The following is a 19,082-nucleotide window of genomic DNA, read 5'->3' as shown; positions in this document are numbered from 1 at the left end:
GAACATCACTCGCAGACCTCCTATATGGTGGGGGTCGACCGACCGGAGGATATCCCTCGTGACGCAAGCCACCCGCGATCTGCATCGCTCCAATGATTCCCACCCTGTTCCGAACCGCGACGACGCGGCTGCGGCGCTGCGCCTGCTGCGCAGCTGGGCCACGCTCGCCACGCCCGAAGAGGTCGCCACGCTCGACCCGCTGATCGGTCGGCTGGTGCCGGGGCAGGAGCTGTCGAACTACCCGGCGCTGGCGCGCGCCTACCCGGAGGATTTCGTCGTCGACGACGCCTACCGCGCGATGCTGCCCGACCTGCAGAACGGTCCTTCCAGCCTAATCCGCGGCGCCGCGCGCGCGATCCAGCATGTCGGCATCTCGAACTTCCGCCTGCCGATCAAGTTCCACACCCGCGACGGCGACGACATCGCGCTCGAGGCCAGCGTGACCGGCACGGTCAGCCTCGAGGCCGAGAAGAAGGGCATCAACATGTCGCGCATCATGCGGTCCTTCTACCGCCATGCCGACAAAACTTTCTCCTTCGACGTGATCGAGGCGGCGCTCGCCGACTACATCGCCGATCTCAAGAGCTTCGACGCGCGCATCCAGATGCGCGTGCGGTTTCCGATGCTGCGCCCTTCGCTGCGCTCGGGGCTCTCGGGCTATCAATATTATGACCTCACGCTCGAATTGGTGGAACAGGCCGGTGTGGCCAAGAAGATCATCCATCTCGATTATGTCTATTCCTCGACCTGTCCGTGTTCTCTCGAACTTTCCGAGCATGCGCGCCAGTTCCGCGGCCAGCTCGCCACGCCGCATTCGCAGCGGTCCGTCGCGCGGCTCTCGGTCGTGGCCGAGCCCGGCCCGGTGCTGTGGTTCGAGGATCTGGTCGAGATGGCCCGCGCCGCCGTGCCGACCGAGACGCAGGTGATGGTCAAGCGCGAGGACGAGCAGGCCTTCGCCGAGCTCAACGCCGCCAACCCGATCTTCGTCGAGGACGCGGCCCGGCTCTTTGCCGAGCAGCTCATGGCCGATCCGCGCATCGGCGATTTTCGCGTGATGGCCAGCCATCAGGAAAGCCTGCACAGCCACGACGCGGTGAGCCTGCTGACCGAAGGGACGACCTTCGCCAATGAAAGCCTCGATCCGCAGCTCTTCGCGAGCCTGCTTCACGCCGGCTGAAGCCGCGCGCTGCCGCCGCCGCGGCAGGCGCGCCACGTTCCGCAGCGTGCCCGCGCCCTTCGCTTGACAGGGCAAGGGGGCTGGGACAACGCTCCGGCATGATCGACCTGCGCCCCGTCGGATATGTGAACGGCCTTCTGTTGTCGGTGCTGGGTCTGACCATGCTGGGTCCGATGCTGGCCGATATCGGGGCACGCAACGGCCATTGGCCGGTGTTTCTCCAAAGCGCCGTACTGACGCTGCTCACCGGCCTTCTGACGGCGCTGTCGTGCCACAACGGGGTGAAGCCCAAGCTCACCTTGCGCCAGACCTTTCTGGTGACCGCCTCGGTGTGGATCTCGCTGCCGAGCTTCGGGGCCTTGCCCTTCATCCTCGGCGCCACCGACAGCAGCGTCACCGACGCGGTGTTCGAGGCGATGTCGGGGATCACGACCACCGGCGGCACCGTGCTCACAGGTCTCGACGATCTGCCGCAAGGCATCCTGCTATGGCGCGGCATCCTGCAATGGCTGGGCGGCATCGGCATCATCGTCGTTGCCATGGTGTTCCTGCCCGAACTCAAGGTGGGCGGCATGCAGGTGTTCCGCTCCGAAGCCTTCGAGACCATGGGCAAGATCCTGCCCCGCGCCGCCGAGATCGCGAGCGGCATCTCGGTGATCTATGTCGGGCTGACGCTGGCCTGCATCCTCGCCTACATCACCACCGGCATGGAGCCCTTCGACGCGGTGGTGCACGCGATGACCACGATTTCGACGGGCGGCTTCGCCACCACCGACGCCTCCTTCGCGGCCTATGGCGCGGGCGCGCATTACGTCGGCACGGTCTTCATGTTTCTCGCGGCCCTCCCCTTCGTGCGCTACGTGCAGCTCGCCGCCGGTCAGGCGCGGCCCCTGCTGCGCGACACGCAGGTGCGCGACTTCTTCCTGACGATCCTCGTCTGCGTGCTGCTGATCGCGCTGTCGTTGGCCGACTATACCCATGGCTTCAGCGAGGTCGCGTTCCGCGAATCGCTGTTCAACGTGGTCTCGATCATGTCGGGCACCGGCTATGCCAGCGCCGACTACATGACATGGGGCCCGTTCCCAGTGGCGATGTTCTTCTTCATCGGGCTGATCGGCGGCTGCGCCGGCTCGACCGCCTGTTCGGTCAAGATCTTCCGCTACCAGATCCTCTTCGCCTCGATCGCGGCGCAGATCCGCAAGATCCACCAGCCGCACGGTGTCTTCATGCCGCGCTATGACGGGCGGCCGGTGCCGCCGGACGTGCTGTCCTCGGTGATGTCCTTCTTCGTGGTGTTCATCGTTTCGATCGGCATCACCTCGGTGCTGCTGTCGCTGACCGGTCTCGACTTCATCACCAGCGTGTCAGGGGCCGCGACCTCCATCGCCAATGTGGGGCCGGGGCTGGGGCCGATCATCGGCCCGGCGGGCAACTTCCAGCCGCTGCCGGATGTGTCCAAGTGGATCCTCACCATCGCCATGTTCATCGGACGGCTCGAGCTTCTGGTGGTGCTGGTGGTCGTCACCCGCGAGTTCTGGAGATCGTGATGCCGCAAGACCGACGCCCTCTTGGAGTGCAGCTGGCCCATGCGCTGGCCGCGCGCGGCGTCGAGGTGGTGTTCGGCATCCCCGGCGTCCACAACCAGGAGATCTATCGCGGTCTCGATGAGGCGGGGCTGCGCCATGTGCTGGCGCGCCACGAACAGGGCGCGGGCTTCATGGCCGACGGCTATGCGCGCGCGACCGGGTGGCCCGGCGTGGCCTGCGTGATCTCGGGGCCGGGGCTGTGCAACCTGATGACGCCGCTGGGCCAGAGTTGGTCCGACAGCGTCGCGGTGTTGGCGCTCTCCTCCTGTCTTCCGAATGGCGGCCCGCCCGATCACCGCCTGCACGAGATGCGCGACCAGCGCGCCGCTGCCGCCGCCGTCACCGCGTGGTCCGAGGAGGCGCGCGACGCCGATCACGCCTATGCGCTGCTCGATCGCGCCTTCGCTGGCTTTGCCGAGCGCCGCCCGCGGCCTGCGCATATGCAGGTTCCGATCCCACTGCTCGAGGCGGCCGCGCCCGCCGCCCCTCCCGCCGTGCGGCCCCAGCCGCCCGGCCGCCCCGATCCCGGTATCGTCACCCGTGCGGCGCGGCTTCTGGCCGAGGCGCGCCGGCCGCTGCTGATCCTCGGGGGCGGCACCAGGGGGGCTGCGCCCGAGGCGCGCGCTCTGGCGGCCCGGCTCGGGGCCGCGAGCTTCGTGACCAGCGCCGGGCGCGGCGTCATCGCACCGGGCGATCCGCTACATTTCGGCAGTTTTCTTGCCCGGCCCGACAGCGCCCGCGAGATCGCCCGCGCCGATGTGGTGCTGGTGGCGGGCTGCGCGCTGTCCGAGACGGATCTGTGGCGCGAGACGCCCGGCTTCGACGACCATGCGCGGGTGATCCGGCTCGACATTGATCCCGCGATCCTCGCCGCCGACACCCGGTCCGAGCTGCGGCTTGCCGGTGATGCAGCGGCGGGGCTGGCGATGATCGGCGCGGCGCTGGGGCAGGGGGCCGCCGCTTCGGACTGGCAGCCCGACCGGATCGACGCCGCGCGGCGACGCTGGTTCGCCGAGATCGACGCCGACAGGCCGGGGCTGCTGGCGGTGATCGGCGCGCTGCGCGAGGCGCTGCCGCCGGAGGCGATGGTGTTCTCGGACATGACCCAGATCGCCTATGCGGCGGTCGAAGCTTGGCCCGCATCCGCGCCGGGGCTGTGGCATCACCCTTCTGGCTTTGGCACGCTGGGCTACGCGCTGCCCGCCGCGATCGGCGCGGCGGTGGGCCGCCCTGAGGTGCCGGTGGTAGCGCTCGCCGGGGATTACGGCGTGCAATACACGATTCAGGAGCTGGGCACGGCGGTCGAGCTGGGCCTGTCGCTGCCGCTCGTGGTGTGGGACAATGAGCGGTTGGGCGAGATCGAGGCCAGCATGGTCGCAGCTCAGATCGCGCCGCGCGCGGTGCATCAGCGCAACCCCGATTTTTGCGCGCTGGCCCGGGCTTGGGGGGCGGAGGCAGAGACGCCCGAAAGCCTCGACGCGATCGCGCCGGCGCTCGAGCGCGCGCTTGCCGCCGACGGGCCGACGCTGATCCGGCTCACGCCGGGCCTGACCTGAATCCTGGCCTGATCTACGACCCGGGATGGCGGGCAGGGACCGCCTGCCATCCCGGCCTGCGCCTTACTCCCAGCAGCTCACCAGCGCCGTCATCTCGCCCGCGCGCCGGGCCACGGCCTGCACCGTCTCTTCGATACGCGCCTCGGTGCGCTTGGCCTCGACGCCTGCAGCTTCGAGCGCCGTGAGCACGACCTCGCTTTCAAGCGCCAGCGCCACGCCGGAGGGCAGCACCCGGCCCGATTGGCGGTCGCCCGGCAGCAATAGCCCCAGCACCGCGCCGCCCATGTCGAGCACCGGCCCGCCCGCATCGCCGGGCTGTGCGTTCAGGTCGAGTCGCTTGAGATCCTCCTCGCCGCCGAGCCCGCGAATATCGGCGAGGCGGCCGAAGGTCGTCGCCGCCACCGACAGCGCGCCGCCATAGGGGAACCCGGCCACGGCGATTTTGTCGTCGATGCGCGGCACGCCGGTCTGGAACGTGGCGACCCCCCGCGGGGCCAGCGGCGTGGCAGGACGCAGCAGCGCGAGACCCGAAGCCGCGTCCTGCATCATTAGCGTCGCACCGAGCTGCCCGTCGATCGCCACGTCGCCGCAGCCCGAGACCGCCTCCGTTGTCGTGGCGACGATGCCGCGCGCATCGACGAAGACGCCGGCCCGCTCGCGCAGCGGTGTACGGATCTGCAGCCCCGAGACCAGATCAATGGCCTGCGCCTCGTCAGCGGGTACCTTGCCGCGTTCGAGCACACCCGGCAGCGCCTTGAAGCTCGCCGTCATTTCCGACAGCACCCGCGCGCGGCGGCTGTCGTCATTCGCGGGCCAGACCAGAGCAAAGCCCTTGATCGCGCCGTCGATCAGCGCCGCCTCGACATGGGTGACGCGGCTGTCATCCGCCCCTTCGATCACGAAGCGGTTCGTGTCGAGCCCGCGCGCCCCCTCGGGCGGCACGAGCTCGAGCGTCTGCAATATCTCGTAGAGCCCGGCGAGACGCCGCGCGTCGCCGGGCTGGGAGATCAGCAGCACCCGCACCGCCTCCTCGCCGCTGGCGTCGTAGCGCACTAAGGGCGGCTGCGCCTCGCCGCGCGCGACGAGAGCGGTCGGCATCACGATCTCGATCCCCGCCTGATCATCAGTCACCACCGCGAGGTCAAGCCCGTCGAGCACCGCGTCATAGGCATTGATGAGCGCCGCGCGCTGCGTCGAGGTCAGCACGCCGGTTTCCTCATGGTCATTCTGCCGCTGCCAAGCGGCCATGGCGGCGCGGGTGCCCGTGCCAAAGGCCCCGTCGATGCCTGCGTCATAGACCCCGGCCCAGCGCAGCGCGACCTGCACCTCTTCGCGCGCGGCTTGATCGAGATCGCGCTCCGAGGCGCGCGCCTCGGCCAGCGTTTCGACACGAGGGGCGGGGGCAGGGGCCTCGGGCGAGGTCGCCCCCGGCCCAGCCCCCTCGGGCAAGGGCGTCGCCGGCGCGGTGGCCGTCTCGGCCACGACCGGCGCGCGGCCTGGCGCATCGCCGCGCGCGCCTACCGGCCAGAAGCGCGAGCGATACTGCGCCCCGTCGGCCACGAAGGCGTCGCCGGGCACCGCGCCCGCCGCCTTCAACTCACCTAGAAGACGCTGCGCCTCGGCGGGGTCGTAGGGACCCAGCGCAATGCCGTACCAGCCGCTGCCGAGCGCATAGCCCGAAACCGCGTCGAAACGCCCCGCATAGGCGCGCGCGCGGTTCTCTGCGCGGTTCAGCGTCGGCAACGCCTCGACCTGCAGCCAGACGCCGCCCTCCTGCGCCCATCCCGCGCCAGAGAAGAAACCGGTGGCGAGCAGGGCTGCAAGCAGTCGTTTCATGTGAATCGCGGGTCCCGTTGTTCTGGATCTGGCCTGCGAGCATAGCATTGCCCCGGGCAGGGGCCATGCCAAAGCGCCGCACCGGAACGGGGCTGTTGCGCGCCCGCGCCATGATTGACGCTATCAGCGCCGCGCCGTAAGCAGACCCGCGATCCGTGAACCCGCGAGAGGCCCCCAGATGACCGACGCTCCCCGCTCCTTTCAGGAAATCATCCTGCGGCTGCAGTCCTACTGGGCCTCGAAGGGCTGTGCGGTGCTGCAGCCCTACGACATGGAGGTCGGCGCGGGCACTTTCCACCCGGCGACGACCCTGCGCGCGCTGGGCTCGCACCCGTGGGCCGCGGCCTATGTGCAGCCCTCGCGCCGTCCCACCGACGGGCGCTACGGCGAGAACCCGAACCGGCTGCAGCACTACTACCAGTATCAGGTCATCATCAAACCCTCACCCAAGGATCTGCAGGACCTCTATCTCGGCTCGCTGCGCGCCATCGGCATCGACACCGGCCTGCACGACATCCGCTTCGTCGAGGACGACTGGGAAAGCCCGACGCTCGGGGCCTGGGGCCTGGGCTGGGAGGTCTGGTGCGACGGCATGGAGGTGTCGCAGTTCACCTATTTCCAACAGGTTGGCGGCCATGACTGCCGCCCCGTCTCGGGCGAACTGACCTACGGGCTGGAGCGTCTGGCGATGTATGTGCTCGGCGTCGATCACGTCATGGAGATGCCGTTCAACGTCCCCGACGCGCCGATCGCGCTCAAATACGGCGACGTGTTCCGCCAAACCGAGGAAGAGTATTCGCGCCACAACTTCGACACCGCCACGCCCGAGATGCTGCTGCGGCATTTCGAGGATGCCGAGGCCGAATGCGCGAAGATCCTGTCGGCCCCCGCCGAGGACCCGCGCACCGGCAAGCGCATCGTCATGGCGCATCCCGCCTATGATCAGGCGATCAAGGCGTCGCACCTGTTCAACCTGCTCGACGCGCGCGGCGTCATTTCGGTCACCGAGCGGCAGGCCTATATCGGCCGCGTCCGGGCGCTGGCCAAGGCCTGCGCCGACGCCTTCGTGACCACGCGCGCCGGTGGCGCCGCATGATCACCCGGATCGTCATCTCGGTGCTGCTGGCCTTCGCGCTCTTCTCGGGCGTGCTGATGTGGTACCTGCAGGTCTATGCCTATTACGACGAGCTGACGCCGGCCCAAGTGGGCGAGGTCGTGGTGCTTGACGACCGGGCCGCGCCGGTCCCCGTCGCCGTGTCGAACCTGCGCGCCATCGACAGCAACAGCTCGCCGATCCGCTTTCGCGCCTGCATGACCATCGAAGACGCCAGTGCCTTCGACAACGCCGTGATCCACGAGCGCGCCGAGCCGCTGGTCGCCCCCGGCTGGTTCGACTGCTTCGACGCGCGCGAGGTGGGCGAGGCGCTCGAGAGCGGTCAGGCGCGATCCTATGTCTGGAAGCTCAACGAACCCTATGGCATCGACCGCGTGCTCGCCGTCATGCCCGACGGGCGCGCGCTCGCCTGGAACCAGATCAACGTCTGCGGCGAAATCGTCTTCGACGGCGACCCGGCCCCGCCCGGATGCCCGACCCCACCCGAAGGACCTATTGATGCCCGACCTGCTGATCGAACTGTTTTCCGAGGAAATTCCCGCCCGCATGCAGGCGAAGGCTGCCGACGACCTGAAGCGCATGGTCACCGACGGCCTCATCGAAGCCGGCCTCACCTATGCCTCCGCCGGGGCGTTTCACACGCCGCGCCGCCTTGCCCTTTCGGTCGAGGGGCTGACCGCGGCCAGCCGCGACACCGTCGAGGAGCGCAAGGGCCCGCGCACCGACGCGCCGGAAAAGGCGCTCGAGGGCTTTTTGCGTTCGACCGGCCTCACCCGTGATCAACTTGAGATCCGCGACGAGAAGAAGGGTCAGGCCTATTTCGCCCGGATCACCCATGAGGGGCGGTCGGCGCAGGCGATCGTGGCCGAGGTGCTGGACGCGGCGATCCGCAACTTTCCATGGCCCAAATCGATGCGCTGGGGCGCGGGCGATCTGCGTTGGGTGCGGCCGCTGCATTCGATCCTGTGCATCCTGACGGATGAACAGGGCGCGCAGGTCGTGCCGATGCAGATCGAGGGCATCGAGGCCGGTGCCGCCACGCGCGGCCACCGCTTCATGGGGCCGGATGCGTTCACCGTGTCCTCCTTCGAGGATTACGAGACCAAGCTGAAGCGCGCTCGCGTGATGCTGCGCGCCGAGGAGCGGGCCGAGACGATCTGGTCCGAAGCCTCGTCCCAAGCCTTCGCCCAAGGGCTCGCTCTGGTCGAGGATCGCGGGCTTCTCGACGAGGTGTCGGGCCTCGTCGAATGGCCCGTCGTGCTGATGGGCGAGATCGGCGAGGAGTTCCTCGACCTGCCGCCCGAGGTGCTGCAGACCTCGATGAAGGAGCACCAGAAGTTCTTTTCGGTGCGCGACCCCAGATCGGGCAAGATCACCCGCTTCGTCACCGTCGCCAACATCGAGACGCCGGATCACGGCGCCACCATCCTCGCGGGCAACGGCAAGGTGCTCGCCGCGCGTCTGTCGGATGCCAAGTTCTTCTGGGAGAACGACCTGCGCATCGTCGAGGCGGGGGGGCTCGAAGCCATGGTCGAGGGGCTGTCCAACGTCACCTTCCACAACAAGCTCGGCTCCCAGTCCGACCGCATCGCCCGCATCGCGGCCCTCGCCCGCGAGATCGCGCCGCAGGTCTCGGCCGAGGCCGACGCCGCCGAGAAGGCCGCGCGGGTGGCCAAGGCCGACCTGCGCTCGGAGATGGTCGGCGAGTTTCCCGAGCTTCAGGGCCTGATGGGGCGGTATTACGCGCAAGCGCAGGGCCTCTCCCCCGAGATCGCCGCCGCCGCGCAGGAGCATTACCAGCCGCTCGGTCCCTCCGATGCCGTGCCCTCCGCGCCGGTCTCGGTCGCCGTGGCATTGGCGGACAAGCTCGACACGCTGGCGGGCTTCTGGGCGATTGACGAAAAGCCCACCGGCTCCAAGGACCCTTTCGCGCTGCGCCGCGCCGCGCTGGGGGTGATCCGTCTGGTATTGTCGAACGGGCTGCGGTTGAAGCTGCGCGACCTGCTCGCCGAGGCCGACGCGCGCGCCAGCGCCGACGACCTCATGTCGTTCTTCCACGACCGTCTCAAGGTGCACCTGCGCGCCGAGGGCATCCCGCATGACGTCATCGACGCCTGCATCGCCATGCCCGGCAATGACGACCTGACGCTTCTGGTGGCCCGGGCCGAGGCGCTGGCGGCCTTCCTCAAGACCGAGGACGGCACCAACCTCACCCAAGGCTTCAGGCGCGCCAACAACATCCTGACCCAGGCCGAGGAAAAGGACGGGGTCGAGTATTCCTATGGCGCCGACGCGAAATTCGCCGAGAGCGCCGAGGAAAAGGCGCTCTTCGCGGCGCTCGACGGGGCGCAGCCCAAGATCGACGCGGCGATGGCATCCGAGGATTTCGGCGCCGCGATGGCCGCGATGGCAAGCTTGCGCGCCCCGATCGACGCCTTCTTCGAGGCGGTGCAGGTCAACGCCGACAATCAGGTGCTGCGCCGCAACCGGCTCAACCTGCTGTCGCGCATCCGCGCGACCTGCGGCGCGGTGGCGGACCTGACGAAAATCGAAGGCTGAGCGCTTAATACCAAGGCCGTGCTTGGCGGATCGCCTCGCACGGCCTATCTTGCGGCGACAAGGAGTGCCGCAGTGCAGCAATTGCCACGAGATCCGAAGATCCTGCCGATCACGCCGGAGGCCGACATGTCGGCCGTGCGCCATGGCGGTCGGGCCAAGTGTCTGCAGCGCCTCGTGCGCATGGGGTTGCCGTTGCCGACCACGGTGGCGCTGTCGTTCTCCTGCGTGCATTCCATCGCGCAGGGACGGATGCCCGACCTGTCGCAGATCATGCGCCATTTCGACGAGGCACCTCTCCTTTCGGTACGCCCGTCGAGCCAGGACCCCGACTGGGGCGGGCCGGGGGCAATCCTCAACATCGGCATGACCGATCTGCGCCACGCGCGGCTGTGCGAGGAGGTCGGCGAAGAGGCCGCGACCTCGCTCTACCTGCGCTTCATCCAATCCTGGGCCGTGCATGTCGCGCGGCTCGACCCCGACAGCTTCGACCTCCCCGACCATCCCGGCCCCGACGCGCTGCGCACCGCGCTCGCCGCCTATGAGGCCGAGGCCGAGGAGCCGTTCCCCCAGGACATTACGGTGCAGCTTTGCGAGGTGCTGCGCTCCATGGCCCGCGCCTGGGAGGGGACGACGGCGCGGCTGTTGCGGCAGGCCAAGGGCGCGCCCGCCGATGCCGGTCTCGGCCTTGTGGTGCAGCAGATGGCGCTCGGCGTGGGGCAGGGGGAATGCGGCTCGGGCGTGATCCAGTTCGTCGACAGCCAGACCGGCCAGCCGCAGGTAACGGGCCGCTATCTCAGCCAGAGCCAGGGCCGCGACGCGCTCAAGGCCGGGGCCGGGGCGATCTATCTCACCCGGGACGACCGGGGCCCCTCCTTCGAGGATCTGTGCCCCGACGCCTTCGAGCGGCTGCTGCGCATGGGGCATCTGTGCCGCGAGCGCCTGCGCGAGGAGATGCAGATCGAGTTCACGCTGCAGGAGGGCCGCCTGCATGTACTCGACGCGGTGCGGGTGAGCCGGTCCTCGCGCGCCTCCGTGCGCATCGCCGTGGCGCTGGCCGAGGACGGGATGATCCCGCGCGAGGAGGCGGTGCTCCGGGTCGAGCCTCAGGCCCTGTCCGAGCTTCTGCACCGCCATGTCGACCCCTCGGCCCCGCGCGACCTGATCGTTTCCGGCATCGCTGCCTCGCCGGGGGCCGCCACGGGGCGCATCGTGTTCTCCGCCAACGCCGCGCAGGCCTCGGCGGCGCGCGGTGAGCCTTGCATACTCGTGCGCCGCGAGACCACGCCGGAGGATATCCGCGGCATGCATGCGGCCGAAGGGGTGTTGACGATTCGCGGCGGCATCACCAGCCATGCCGCCGTGATCGGCCGCGGCCTCGGCCTGCCTTGCGTGGTCGGCGCTTCGGACCTGATCATCGACGCCAAGCGCCGCCAGATGGTGGCGCCGGGGGGGCGCAAGCTCTCCGAGGGCGAGATCATCACGCTCGACGGCACCTCGGGCGAGGTTCTGGCGGGCGAGCCCGCGATGTTCGAGGCGGTGCTCGACGGGGCGTTCCGGACGCTGCTCGACTGGGCCGACGATTTCCGCGACATCGGCGTGCGCGCCAATGCCGACACCCCCGCCGATGCCCAGACCGCGCGCAATTTCCAGGCGCAGGGGATCGGCTTGTGCCGGACCGAGCACATGTTCTTCGAAGAAGGGCGCATCGGCATGATGCGTGAGATGATCTTCGCCAAGGACGAGGCGCGCGCCGCGCGGTGCTTGAGCGGCTCCTGCCGATGCAGCGCGCCGATTTCGCGCGGCTGTTCGAGATCATGCAGGGCCAGCCCGTCTGCATCCGCCTGTTCGACCCGCCCCTGCACGAATTCCTTCCCTCGGACCGTGCCGGCATGCGCGATCTGGCAGACGGGCTCGCGGTGACGCTTTCGGACGTGGAGGCGCGGGTGACGGCGCTCACCGAATACAACCCGATGCTGGGGATGCGCGGCGTGCGGCTCGGGATCACCGTGCCCGAGATCTACGAGATGCAGGCCCGCGCCATCTTCGAGGCGACCGTGCAGGCGAGCCGCGACGGCGATCCGGTGGTGCCTGAGGTGATGATCCCGCTGGTCTCGGCGATGAAGGAGGTCGAGCTGGTCAAGGCGCGGATCGACGCCGTGGCGGCGCAGGTGCGCGCGCATTCGGGGGCCGAGTTCGACTACCGTCTCGGGGTGATGGTGGAGACGCCGCGCGCCGCGCTGCGCGCCGCTGACATCGCCCAGCATGCGGCCTTCCTGTCGTTCGGCACCAACGACCTCACGCAGATGACTTACGGTCTGTCGCGCGACGATGCGGGACGGTTCATGTCGATCTACGTCAAGAACGGCGTCTACGAGGAGGACCCGTTCCACAGCCTCGACCTTGAAGGCGTGGGCGAGTTGTTGCAGATCGGGGCCGAGCGCGGTCGGGCTGGCCGACCGGACGTCACGCTCTCGATCTGCGGCGAGCATGGTGGATCGCGCAACGCGATCGAGTTCTGCCGCAGGCAGGGCTTCGACTACGTCTCCTGTTCGCCCTTCCGGGTGCCCGTCGCGCGCCTCGCGGCGGCACAGCTGGCGCTACTCGATGGGGCAAAGGCTGACAAAAACACCACTATCGTATAGCCGCATGTGGACAGAAGCGATTTTCAGCTTGCAACTGTGGCAAGGAATCGCCGGTTCCCGACGAGTCGGGTGACGCGAAGGTAGACACTCCCGACCTGTTCCCATACCCCGCCACCTGCCAGCGCGGGGCATACCGCGAGGAACCGGGGACACTGCAATGAAGCGACTGAACTTTCTGCGCCTGCCCAGCTTTGGCGCGATGGCTTGTCTTGCGACGGTGATAGCCGCAGCACCAGCCACCGCCAGCGAAGATGGCTCCGCTGCGGCGCAGAATGGCACGGTCTCGGCCCTCGCTGCGGAAGACCGGCTCGCTCTGCTTCTGGGGCAACAACGTGGCTCGGGCGAAATTGTTCCCTTCGCCGCCAGCGCCGAGGCTACCACGCTGCCCGCCCCCGCCGAGCGCGGGCTGAGCATCGCCTCCCAGACCACGCAGGATTACGACGTCCTGATGGCATCGCTGCCCGCCGCCAAGGGCGACGCGGAATGGGAATGCCTGACCGAGGCGCTCTATTTCGAGGCGCGCGGCGAGTCGCTCAAAGGCCAGTTCGCCGTGGCCGAGGTGATCCTCAACCGCGTCGACAGCCCCGACTACCCCCGCACGGTCTGTGGCGTGGTCAATCAGGGCACAGGGCGCAAATACGCCTGTCAGTTCTCCTATACCTGCGACGGCATCCCCGACACGGTCAATGACCGCGGCTCGTGGAGCAAGCTGGGCCGCATTGCCAAGATCATGATCGGCGACGGCCCGCGCGAGCTGACCGGCGGTGCCACGCATTACCACACCACTGCGGTGAACCCCTCCTGGGCCGGGCGCATCCCACAGACCGCCGCGATCGGCGCGCATCTGTTCTACCGCGAGGCCACCCGCACCGCCTCGAACTGAGGCCCGTGCTTGCCGGGAGGGCGGGGGACGGTTAGATGCCCCATGCCCGCAAGCCCGGAGTGGCCAGATGACCGATGAGACCCGCCACGCATTCGAGCATCCGCAGGCCCGCGCCGCGGCGACGGCCTCCGGCCTGCGCGACCGCATCCTGCTGCAAGATCACATCATCGAGGTCGAGATCGGCGCCTTTCGCGCCGAGCGCGGCGCCACGCAACGGCTGGCCTTCGACATCGTGGCCGAGCTGGCACCCGCGCCTTCCGCTGGCGACGATGTGGACCGCATCCTTTCCTATGACCGGCTGACCGAGGCAGTGGCGGATTCGCTGGCGACCGAGCGGCTCGACCTGCTCGAGACGCTGGCCGAGCGCATCGCCGAACGCATCCTCGCCGAGCCGCAGGCCGAACGGGTCTTCGTGCGTATCCGCAAGCTCGATCGCGGCCCCGGCGCGCTCGGGGTCGAGATCATGCGCGCCGGGCCCAGCACACGCCCGCCCTCGACTGCACCGCGCCCGGTCGTAGTGCTGATCTCGGCCAAAGCGGCGGCGGATCCGTCGCCGTGGCGCGAGGCGCTGCTCGACGGTCCCGGTCCGCTGATCCTGTGCGTAGAGACCGAACCTGCCGTCTCCGCCGTGGCCGACGACGCGGCGATCCAGGGCCGGATCGAGCTTCTGGCGCTCGATCAGGCGGCTTGGCGGCTGTCGTCCGAATTGCCCGAGGTCGAGGTGCGCGACAACCGCACCGAGATCGACTGGGCCCAGCGCAAGGGCGCGGCGACGCTCTGGGCCCCGGCGCGCATGGCAGTAAGCGCGCTCGATGGGCCCAAGGGCACGGGAGCTGGCGATCTGGCCTTCTGGCTGGCCGACACGCTCGACGCGCGCGAGATCGTGCTGGTCGGCGCGGCAAGGCTGGAACAGCCCGTAGCGACGACCCGGCCGCTGCGCCGCATCGCTCTGCCGGGGGTGGCGTCTTGAACCCGGCCGCGCCGCTGCCGCTCTGGCCCGCCTCGCCCGAGCCGGGCCTGCCGCTGGCCGGTCAGTCGGGCCCGCGCTTCGCCCATGCCAGCCATGATGGTGCCTCGGTCGAGGCCGCAGCGCTCGACGCCGCGCTGCGCGACCGGCTGAGCGCTGCGCGGCCGCCGCTCTGCGGCCTGCCGCTCGACCGACCCCGGATCATGGGCATCCTCAACGTGACGCCAGACAGCTTTTCGGATGGCGGTGACCACGCCACGCGCGAGGCGGCGGTGGCGCGGGCGCGGCTGCTCGTGGCCCAAGGGGCCGAGATCCTCGACATCGGCGGCGAATCGACCCGGCCCGGCGCGACGGAGGTGCCCGTGGCCGAGGAGATCGCCCGCGTGGTCCCGGTGGTGGCGGCGCTGCGCGCGGCCGGCATGACGGTGCCGATCTCGATCGACACCCGCAAATCCGCGGTCGCCCGCGCGGCGCTCGCCGAAGGCGCCGACATGATCAACGACGTCTCGGCGCTTTGCTTCGATCCCGATCTCGCGGGCGTGGTGGCCGAGGCGAATGCGCCCTTGTGCCTGATGCACGCCGTGGGCACCCCCGCCGACATGCAGCGTGCGCCGCGATACGACGACGTGGTGGCCGAGGTGCACGACGCGCTCGCCGCGCGGATCGAGGCGGCGCTGTCGATGGGCCTCGCCCGTGCGCGGCTTCTGGTGGACCCGGGCATCGGCTTCGGCAAGGATCTGCACCACAACCTCGCCCTGCTGCGCGCCCTGCCTCTGTTTCACGGCTTCGGCCTGCCGCTGCTGCTGGGGGTCTCGCGTAAGCGGTTCATCGGCACGATCTCGGGGGCCGAGGCCCCCAAGGCGCGGATGCCCGGCTCGGTCGCGGTGGCGCTGATCGCGGCGCAGCAGGGGGCGCATGTGCTTCGGGTGCACGACGTCGAGGAAACGAAGCAGGCGCTGAGCCTGCTCAGAGCAGTGATGGGATGGGACGAATGACACGCAAGCTCTTTGGCACCGACGGGGTGCGCGGCACCGCCAACACCTGGCCGATGACGGCCGAGATCGCGCTCCGGATTGGCGCGGCTGCCGGTCGTTACTTCCGCAATGACGGCTCGAACGGTCACCGCGTGGTGATCGGCAAGGACACGCGGCTGTCGGGCTACATGTTCGAGAACGCGCTGGTCGCGGGGCTCACCTCCACGGGGATGAACGCGCTGCTGCTCGGCCCGGTGCCGACGCCCGCCGTTGGCCTGCTAACCCATTCGATGCGCGCCGATGTCGGCATCATGATCTCGGCCAGCCACAACCCGCACCACGACAACGGCATCAAGTTCTTCGGTCCCGATGGCTTCAAGCTCTCTGACGAGGCCGAGGCCGAGATCGAGGCCATCGTCGCGGGCGAGATCGAGCCTGCCAAGCTGCCAATATAGGCCGGGCCAAGCGTGTCGATGACGGCCGCTTCCGCTATGCCGAGCGGGTCAAGGCGACGTTTCCGCAAGGCCGCCGCCTCGACGGGCTCAAGGTGGTGATCGATTGCGCCAACGGCGCGGCCTACAGGGTCGCCCCCGAGGTGCTGTGGGAGCTTGGCGCCACGGTGATCCCGGTGGGCGTCTCTCCGGATGGCACCAACATCAACCAGAACTGCGGCTCGACCGCGCCGCGCCACGCCGCGGCCCGCGTGCTCGAGGAGGGCGCGGATCTGGGGATCTGCCTCGACGGCGACGCCGATCGGGTGATGATCATCGACGAGACCGGCCAGATCGCCGATGGCGACCAATTGATGGCGCTGATGGCGGGCCGCTGGGCCGCGGAGGACCGGCTGCGCGGCGGCACGCTGGTCGCCACGGTGATGTCCAATCTCGGGCTGGAGCGGTTCATGACCGCGCGCGGCCTCACGCTGGAACGCACGCAGGTCGGCGACCGCTACGTGGTCGAGGCGATGCGGCGCGGTGGCTGGAATCTGGGCGGCGAACAGTCGGGCCATATCGTGATGACCGATTACGCCACCACCGGGGACGGGCTGCTGGCGGGCCTGCAGTTCCTCGCCGCGATGATCGAGACGGGCAAGCCCGCCAGCGCGCTGGTGCGCCAATTCGAGCGGGTACCACAGCTTCTTCAGAACGTCCGCTATGCCCCAGGGCAGGACCCGCTCGATGCGGCCTCGGTCAAGACCGCGATTTCGGAGGCCGAAGGGCTCCTGAACGGCAAGGGACGGTTGCTGATCCGCAGGTCCGGCACCGAGCCGCTGATCCGTGTCATGGCCGAATGCGAGGATGACGCGCTACTCGCGCAGGTGGTCGAGGGCATCGTCGCCGAGGTGCAGGCGGTCGCCTGAACCTAGCGGGCCCCGCCTTGCCGGGCCGGGGCCCCGTGGGCGAGCAACCCGCGCAGGTTTCGGCCCTGGCTGATCCCGAGGCCGGTCAGGATCAGCGCCAGCGCGATGAAGAACCGCCAAGGCAGCGCCTCGCCCAGACCCAAGGCGCCGATTGCCATGGACCAGACCGGCACCTGATAGTTCACCAGCGTCATGAAGACCGAGCCGGCCGAGCGGATCACCGTCACCCGGATCAGCGCCGCAAGCGCCGTGGGCAGCAGGCCGAGGAACACCAGCGCCGCGCCCGGCACCGCGCCTGTCCAGCCCGGCACCCCTTCGGTCAGAAGCATCGCCGGGACCAGCACCATCGCCCCGACCGTCAGGCTCAGCGCCGTCAGCACGATGCCGTCGATCGGCGGGCAGCGCCGGGTCAGGATCGACGCCACCGCGTAGGACAGGGCCGCGGCAAGGCACGCCATCTGGCCCCAAGCCGAGAGCCCAGCCCCCGGCGCCAGAACGCCCGGACCGATCAGCACCAGCGCCCCGAGAAAGCCGACGCCCACCCCTATGGCGCTGCGCCAGTGGAACGGCTCGTCCGAGAACAGCGCCGCCAGCGGCAGCACGAAGAGCGGCAGCGCCGCCATCGAGATCCCCGCGAAGGCCGATGGCACGTATTGCTGCCCCCATGAGAGCAGCAGGAAGGGCAGGGCCGTCGACAGCAGCCCGATCGCCACGAGGTAGCCCGCCAGTGCTCGGGTGAGCGGCGGCACGCGGCGCCGCATCAACTGCATCAGCCCAAGCATCGCCACCGCCCCCAGCGCAGTGCGCGCGCAGGCCACCGTGACCGGACCATAGCCGTCGAGCGCCAGCCGGACCACGGCGAAGGTTCCGCCCCAGATCAGGCCGAGCAGCAGGATGGAGAGCCAGTTGGCGGGTGTCGGTTGCGCGGTCATGCGCCCGCTTCAGCACGACGACGCGGCAAAGTCCATGACCCCGGCATGTATCCACAAGGGCATTCGGTCCGCTTCAATGCTGCGCTTCGGGTGTTGCACACCGACTGTTCACGCGCATCGGACCTCCGCGTGTGACACTTTCACGGAATATAACGGCTGATCACGCATCAATCACATATCCGCGATGACACTGGCCTGCCTTATGGTTGAAATCGGTGCGGAGGGGGCAATTGAGATGTTCACGACTGCGCGAGTGGGAGGACCGGTGCGCCGGAGCCGAATTTCAAGGGGTCAAATTCTTCAAATTTTCGGATCGATCTTGTGATGTTTCAGAGGTCGCCAGATGGTCGAACGGGGCGCAGCCTGTTCCCGTGGGTCGTATGACCCGACATGTTACGGAAGGGTTCAAACCATGTATGGAAAACTCTTAGCTCTGGCAATCTTCACTACTTCGGCCACGGGCGCGTTGGCGACGACCGGGGAGAATGCGTTCCCCTCTCTGAGCCGCATCCAGGAACAGACATCGGTGATCGACGTGGGCGTGGTGCGGTCCCAAAGCAACGGTATGGTCGAGATCTATACCAAGGGACCGGACGGCACGATGAAGCTGCTCGGCACCCAGCAGGTCCATGCCGGTGCCAACCAGAACGTGCGCGTTCACATCGGCCACCCGGTGCGGCGCGACATCGTCGCGGTGCTGCGGGTCGGCGGAGAGGTGCTGGCCACGCATCGCTTCGACGTGATCGAGCGCTAGACCGGTTCGCATGAGATGCGATGCGAATCGTGGCGGGGCCGGCCTTCTAAGCCGGCCCCAGCCCTGTCAGGCGCGCAGTTCGGCGAGCGCCTTGGCCGGTGCGGCCGGGGTGTTGGCGGCGGCATAGCGCGTCGCGGCGGCCTCGGTCGAAGCCGGCTTGTCCTCCACCAAAGCGATCTTCGGCGCGCTGGAGCCGCCGTCCGAGATGGTGGCGACCAGCGTGGTCTGACGCAGCCTGTCCTGCGTCGCCAGTGCCTCGGCGCGCGAGCGGGCGAGATCGTTCGCCTGGGCGGCGGTCTCGGCGGCCGCTTCTGCACTGACGGCACGTGCCGCGGTGGAACTGCGGGCGGCCGCGTCGTCGCGCCGGGCCGTGCTGCTCTGCGCTTCGGTGTTGCCGGTGGCGCGCGATGCCGAGACGACGGTGTCTTCGGTCGAGACGGCGGTCGTCGCGCTGGCGGTCGCGCCGCTCGTCGCGGCGGTTTCGGTCGAAGAGGTGGCGCTCGTCACGGAGTTGGTGGTCGACGTCTGGTTCGAAAAGGCCGACTGCAGGCCGGACGTGACGGCGGAGGTAAGGCCGGAAAGCATGGGTGATACTCCTGTTAAGTCATACAGGAATGACGTCGCGCCAAATTGCGGCGAGACTTCATGGAAAACATGGCCTTAACACGACTCTATACGAAAGACTCGGTTCGGACATGTCCAAATGGACAGGGCGCCCGGAGGCGCCCTGTCGATGTTGCCA

At 68.9% G+C, this 19,082-nt stretch carries 12 protein-coding genes and 3 pseudogenes; 12 read left to right on the top strand and 3 right to left on the bottom strand.

The window, feature by feature from the left end:
• Positions 1-58: 58 nt before the first annotated feature.
• The 3 genes from folE2 (at position 59) to MBELCI_RS00235 (ending at position 4,319) form a co-directional block, all read left to right on the top strand.
• Positions 59-1,177, top strand: coding sequence for a GTP cyclohydrolase FolE2 (gene folE2 / locus MBELCI_RS00245; RefSeq protein WP_021692105.1), 1,119 nt, complete (start codon positions 59-61; stop codon positions 1,175-1,177).
• A 98-nt stretch (positions 1,178-1,275) separates the two neighbouring features.
• The gene (locus tag MBELCI_RS00240; RefSeq protein ID WP_021692104.1) at positions 1,276-2,724 is read left to right on the top strand and encodes a TrkH family potassium uptake protein; all 1,449 of its coding nucleotides are present in this window, start codon (positions 1,276-1,278) and stop codon (positions 2,722-2,724) included.
• Positions 2,724-4,319 carry a thiamine pyrophosphate-binding protein gene (locus MBELCI_RS00235; protein ID WP_045319502.1) on the top strand — a complete coding sequence of 532 codons (1,596 nt, stop codon included), beginning with the start codon at positions 2,724-2,726 and terminating at the stop codon, positions 4,317-4,319. Before MBELCI_RS00240 ends, MBELCI_RS00235 begins: the two co-directional genes overlap by 1 nt.
• Positions 4,320-4,382: 63 nt before the next feature.
• Here MBELCI_RS00235 and MBELCI_RS00230 read toward each other — a convergent pair whose 3' ends face one another.
• Positions 4,383-6,155 (bottom strand): trypsin-like peptidase domain-containing protein, encoded by a 1,773-nt coding sequence (locus MBELCI_RS00230; RefSeq protein WP_021692102.1) that lies wholly within the window; start codon positions 6,153-6,155, stop codon positions 4,383-4,385.
• Between the two features lie 178 nt (positions 6,156-6,333).
• Between MBELCI_RS00230 and MBELCI_RS00225 the strand changes: the two genes are divergently transcribed.
• The 8 genes and pseudogenes from MBELCI_RS00225 to glmM all read left to right on the top strand — a co-directional run bounded on the left by MBELCI_RS00225 (position 6,334) and on the right by glmM (position 16,654).
• A complete protein-coding gene (locus MBELCI_RS00225; protein WP_021692101.1) occupies positions 6,334-7,251 on the top strand; it encodes a glycine--tRNA ligase subunit alpha in 918 nt (305 codons plus the stop codon).
• Positions 7,248-7,733 (top strand): annotated as a pseudogene (locus MBELCI_RS19695) (DUF6446 family protein); the annotation flags it as partial. The gene MBELCI_RS00225 and the pseudogene MBELCI_RS19695, both read left to right, overlap by 4 nt.
• A 34-nt stretch (positions 7,734-7,767) precedes the next feature.
• Complete coding sequence (gene glyS, locus MBELCI_RS00220; RefSeq protein WP_045319501.1) at positions 7,768-9,828, top strand: glycine--tRNA ligase subunit beta; 2,061 nt, start codon at positions 7,768-7,770, stop codon at positions 9,826-9,828.
• Between the two features lie 126 nt (positions 9,829-9,954).
• Positions 9,955-12,470: pseudogene (locus MBELCI_RS00215) on the top strand (putative PEP-binding protein).
• A 157-nt stretch (positions 12,471-12,627) separates the two neighbouring features.
• Complete coding sequence (locus MBELCI_RS00210) at positions 12,628-13,353, top strand: cell wall hydrolase (RefSeq protein WP_021692097.1); 726 nt, start codon at positions 12,628-12,630, stop codon at positions 13,351-13,353.
• 67 nt (positions 13,354-13,420) lie between these two features.
• Positions 13,421-14,323 (top strand): dihydroneopterin aldolase, encoded by a 903-nt coding sequence (locus tag MBELCI_RS00205; protein WP_021692096.1) that lies wholly within the window; start codon positions 13,421-13,423, stop codon positions 14,321-14,323.
• Positions 14,320-15,315 (top strand): dihydropteroate synthase, encoded by a 996-nt coding sequence (folP, locus tag MBELCI_RS00200; RefSeq protein WP_021692095.1) that lies wholly within the window; start codon positions 14,320-14,322, stop codon positions 15,313-15,315. The genes MBELCI_RS00205 and folP overlap by 4 nt, the downstream gene beginning before the upstream one ends.
• Positions 15,312-16,654, top strand: a pseudogene (gene glmM, locus MBELCI_RS00195) (phosphoglucosamine mutase). Before folP ends, glmM begins: the two are co-directional and overlap by 4 nt.
• A 2-nt stretch (positions 16,655-16,656) precedes the next feature.
• Here glmM and MBELCI_RS00190 read toward each other — a convergent pair.
• Positions 16,657-17,586 (bottom strand): DMT family transporter, encoded by a 930-nt coding sequence (locus tag MBELCI_RS00190; protein WP_021692093.1) that lies wholly within the window; start codon positions 17,584-17,586, stop codon positions 16,657-16,659.
• Between the two features lie 412 nt (positions 17,587-17,998).
• On the opposite strand from MBELCI_RS00190, the gene MBELCI_RS00185 reads away from it, so the two are divergent.
• Positions 17,999-18,340, top strand: coding sequence for a hypothetical protein (locus MBELCI_RS00185; RefSeq protein ID WP_131505489.1), 342 nt, complete (start codon positions 17,999-18,001; stop codon positions 18,338-18,340).
• Positions 18,341-18,406: 66 nt separating this feature from the next.
• Here MBELCI_RS00185 and MBELCI_RS00180 read toward each other — a convergent pair whose 3' ends face one another.
• Positions 18,407-18,925, bottom strand: coding sequence for a hypothetical protein (locus MBELCI_RS00180; protein WP_021692091.1), 519 nt, complete (start codon positions 18,923-18,925; stop codon positions 18,407-18,409).
• Positions 18,926-19,082 lie beyond the last annotated feature (157 nt).

The organism is Limimaricola cinnabarinus LL-001 (assembly GCF_000466965.1).
Lineage (GTDB): Bacteria > Pseudomonadota > Alphaproteobacteria > Rhodobacterales > Rhodobacteraceae > Limimaricola > Limimaricola cinnabarinus.
This window is presented reverse-complemented; position numbering and strand designations above follow the sequence as displayed.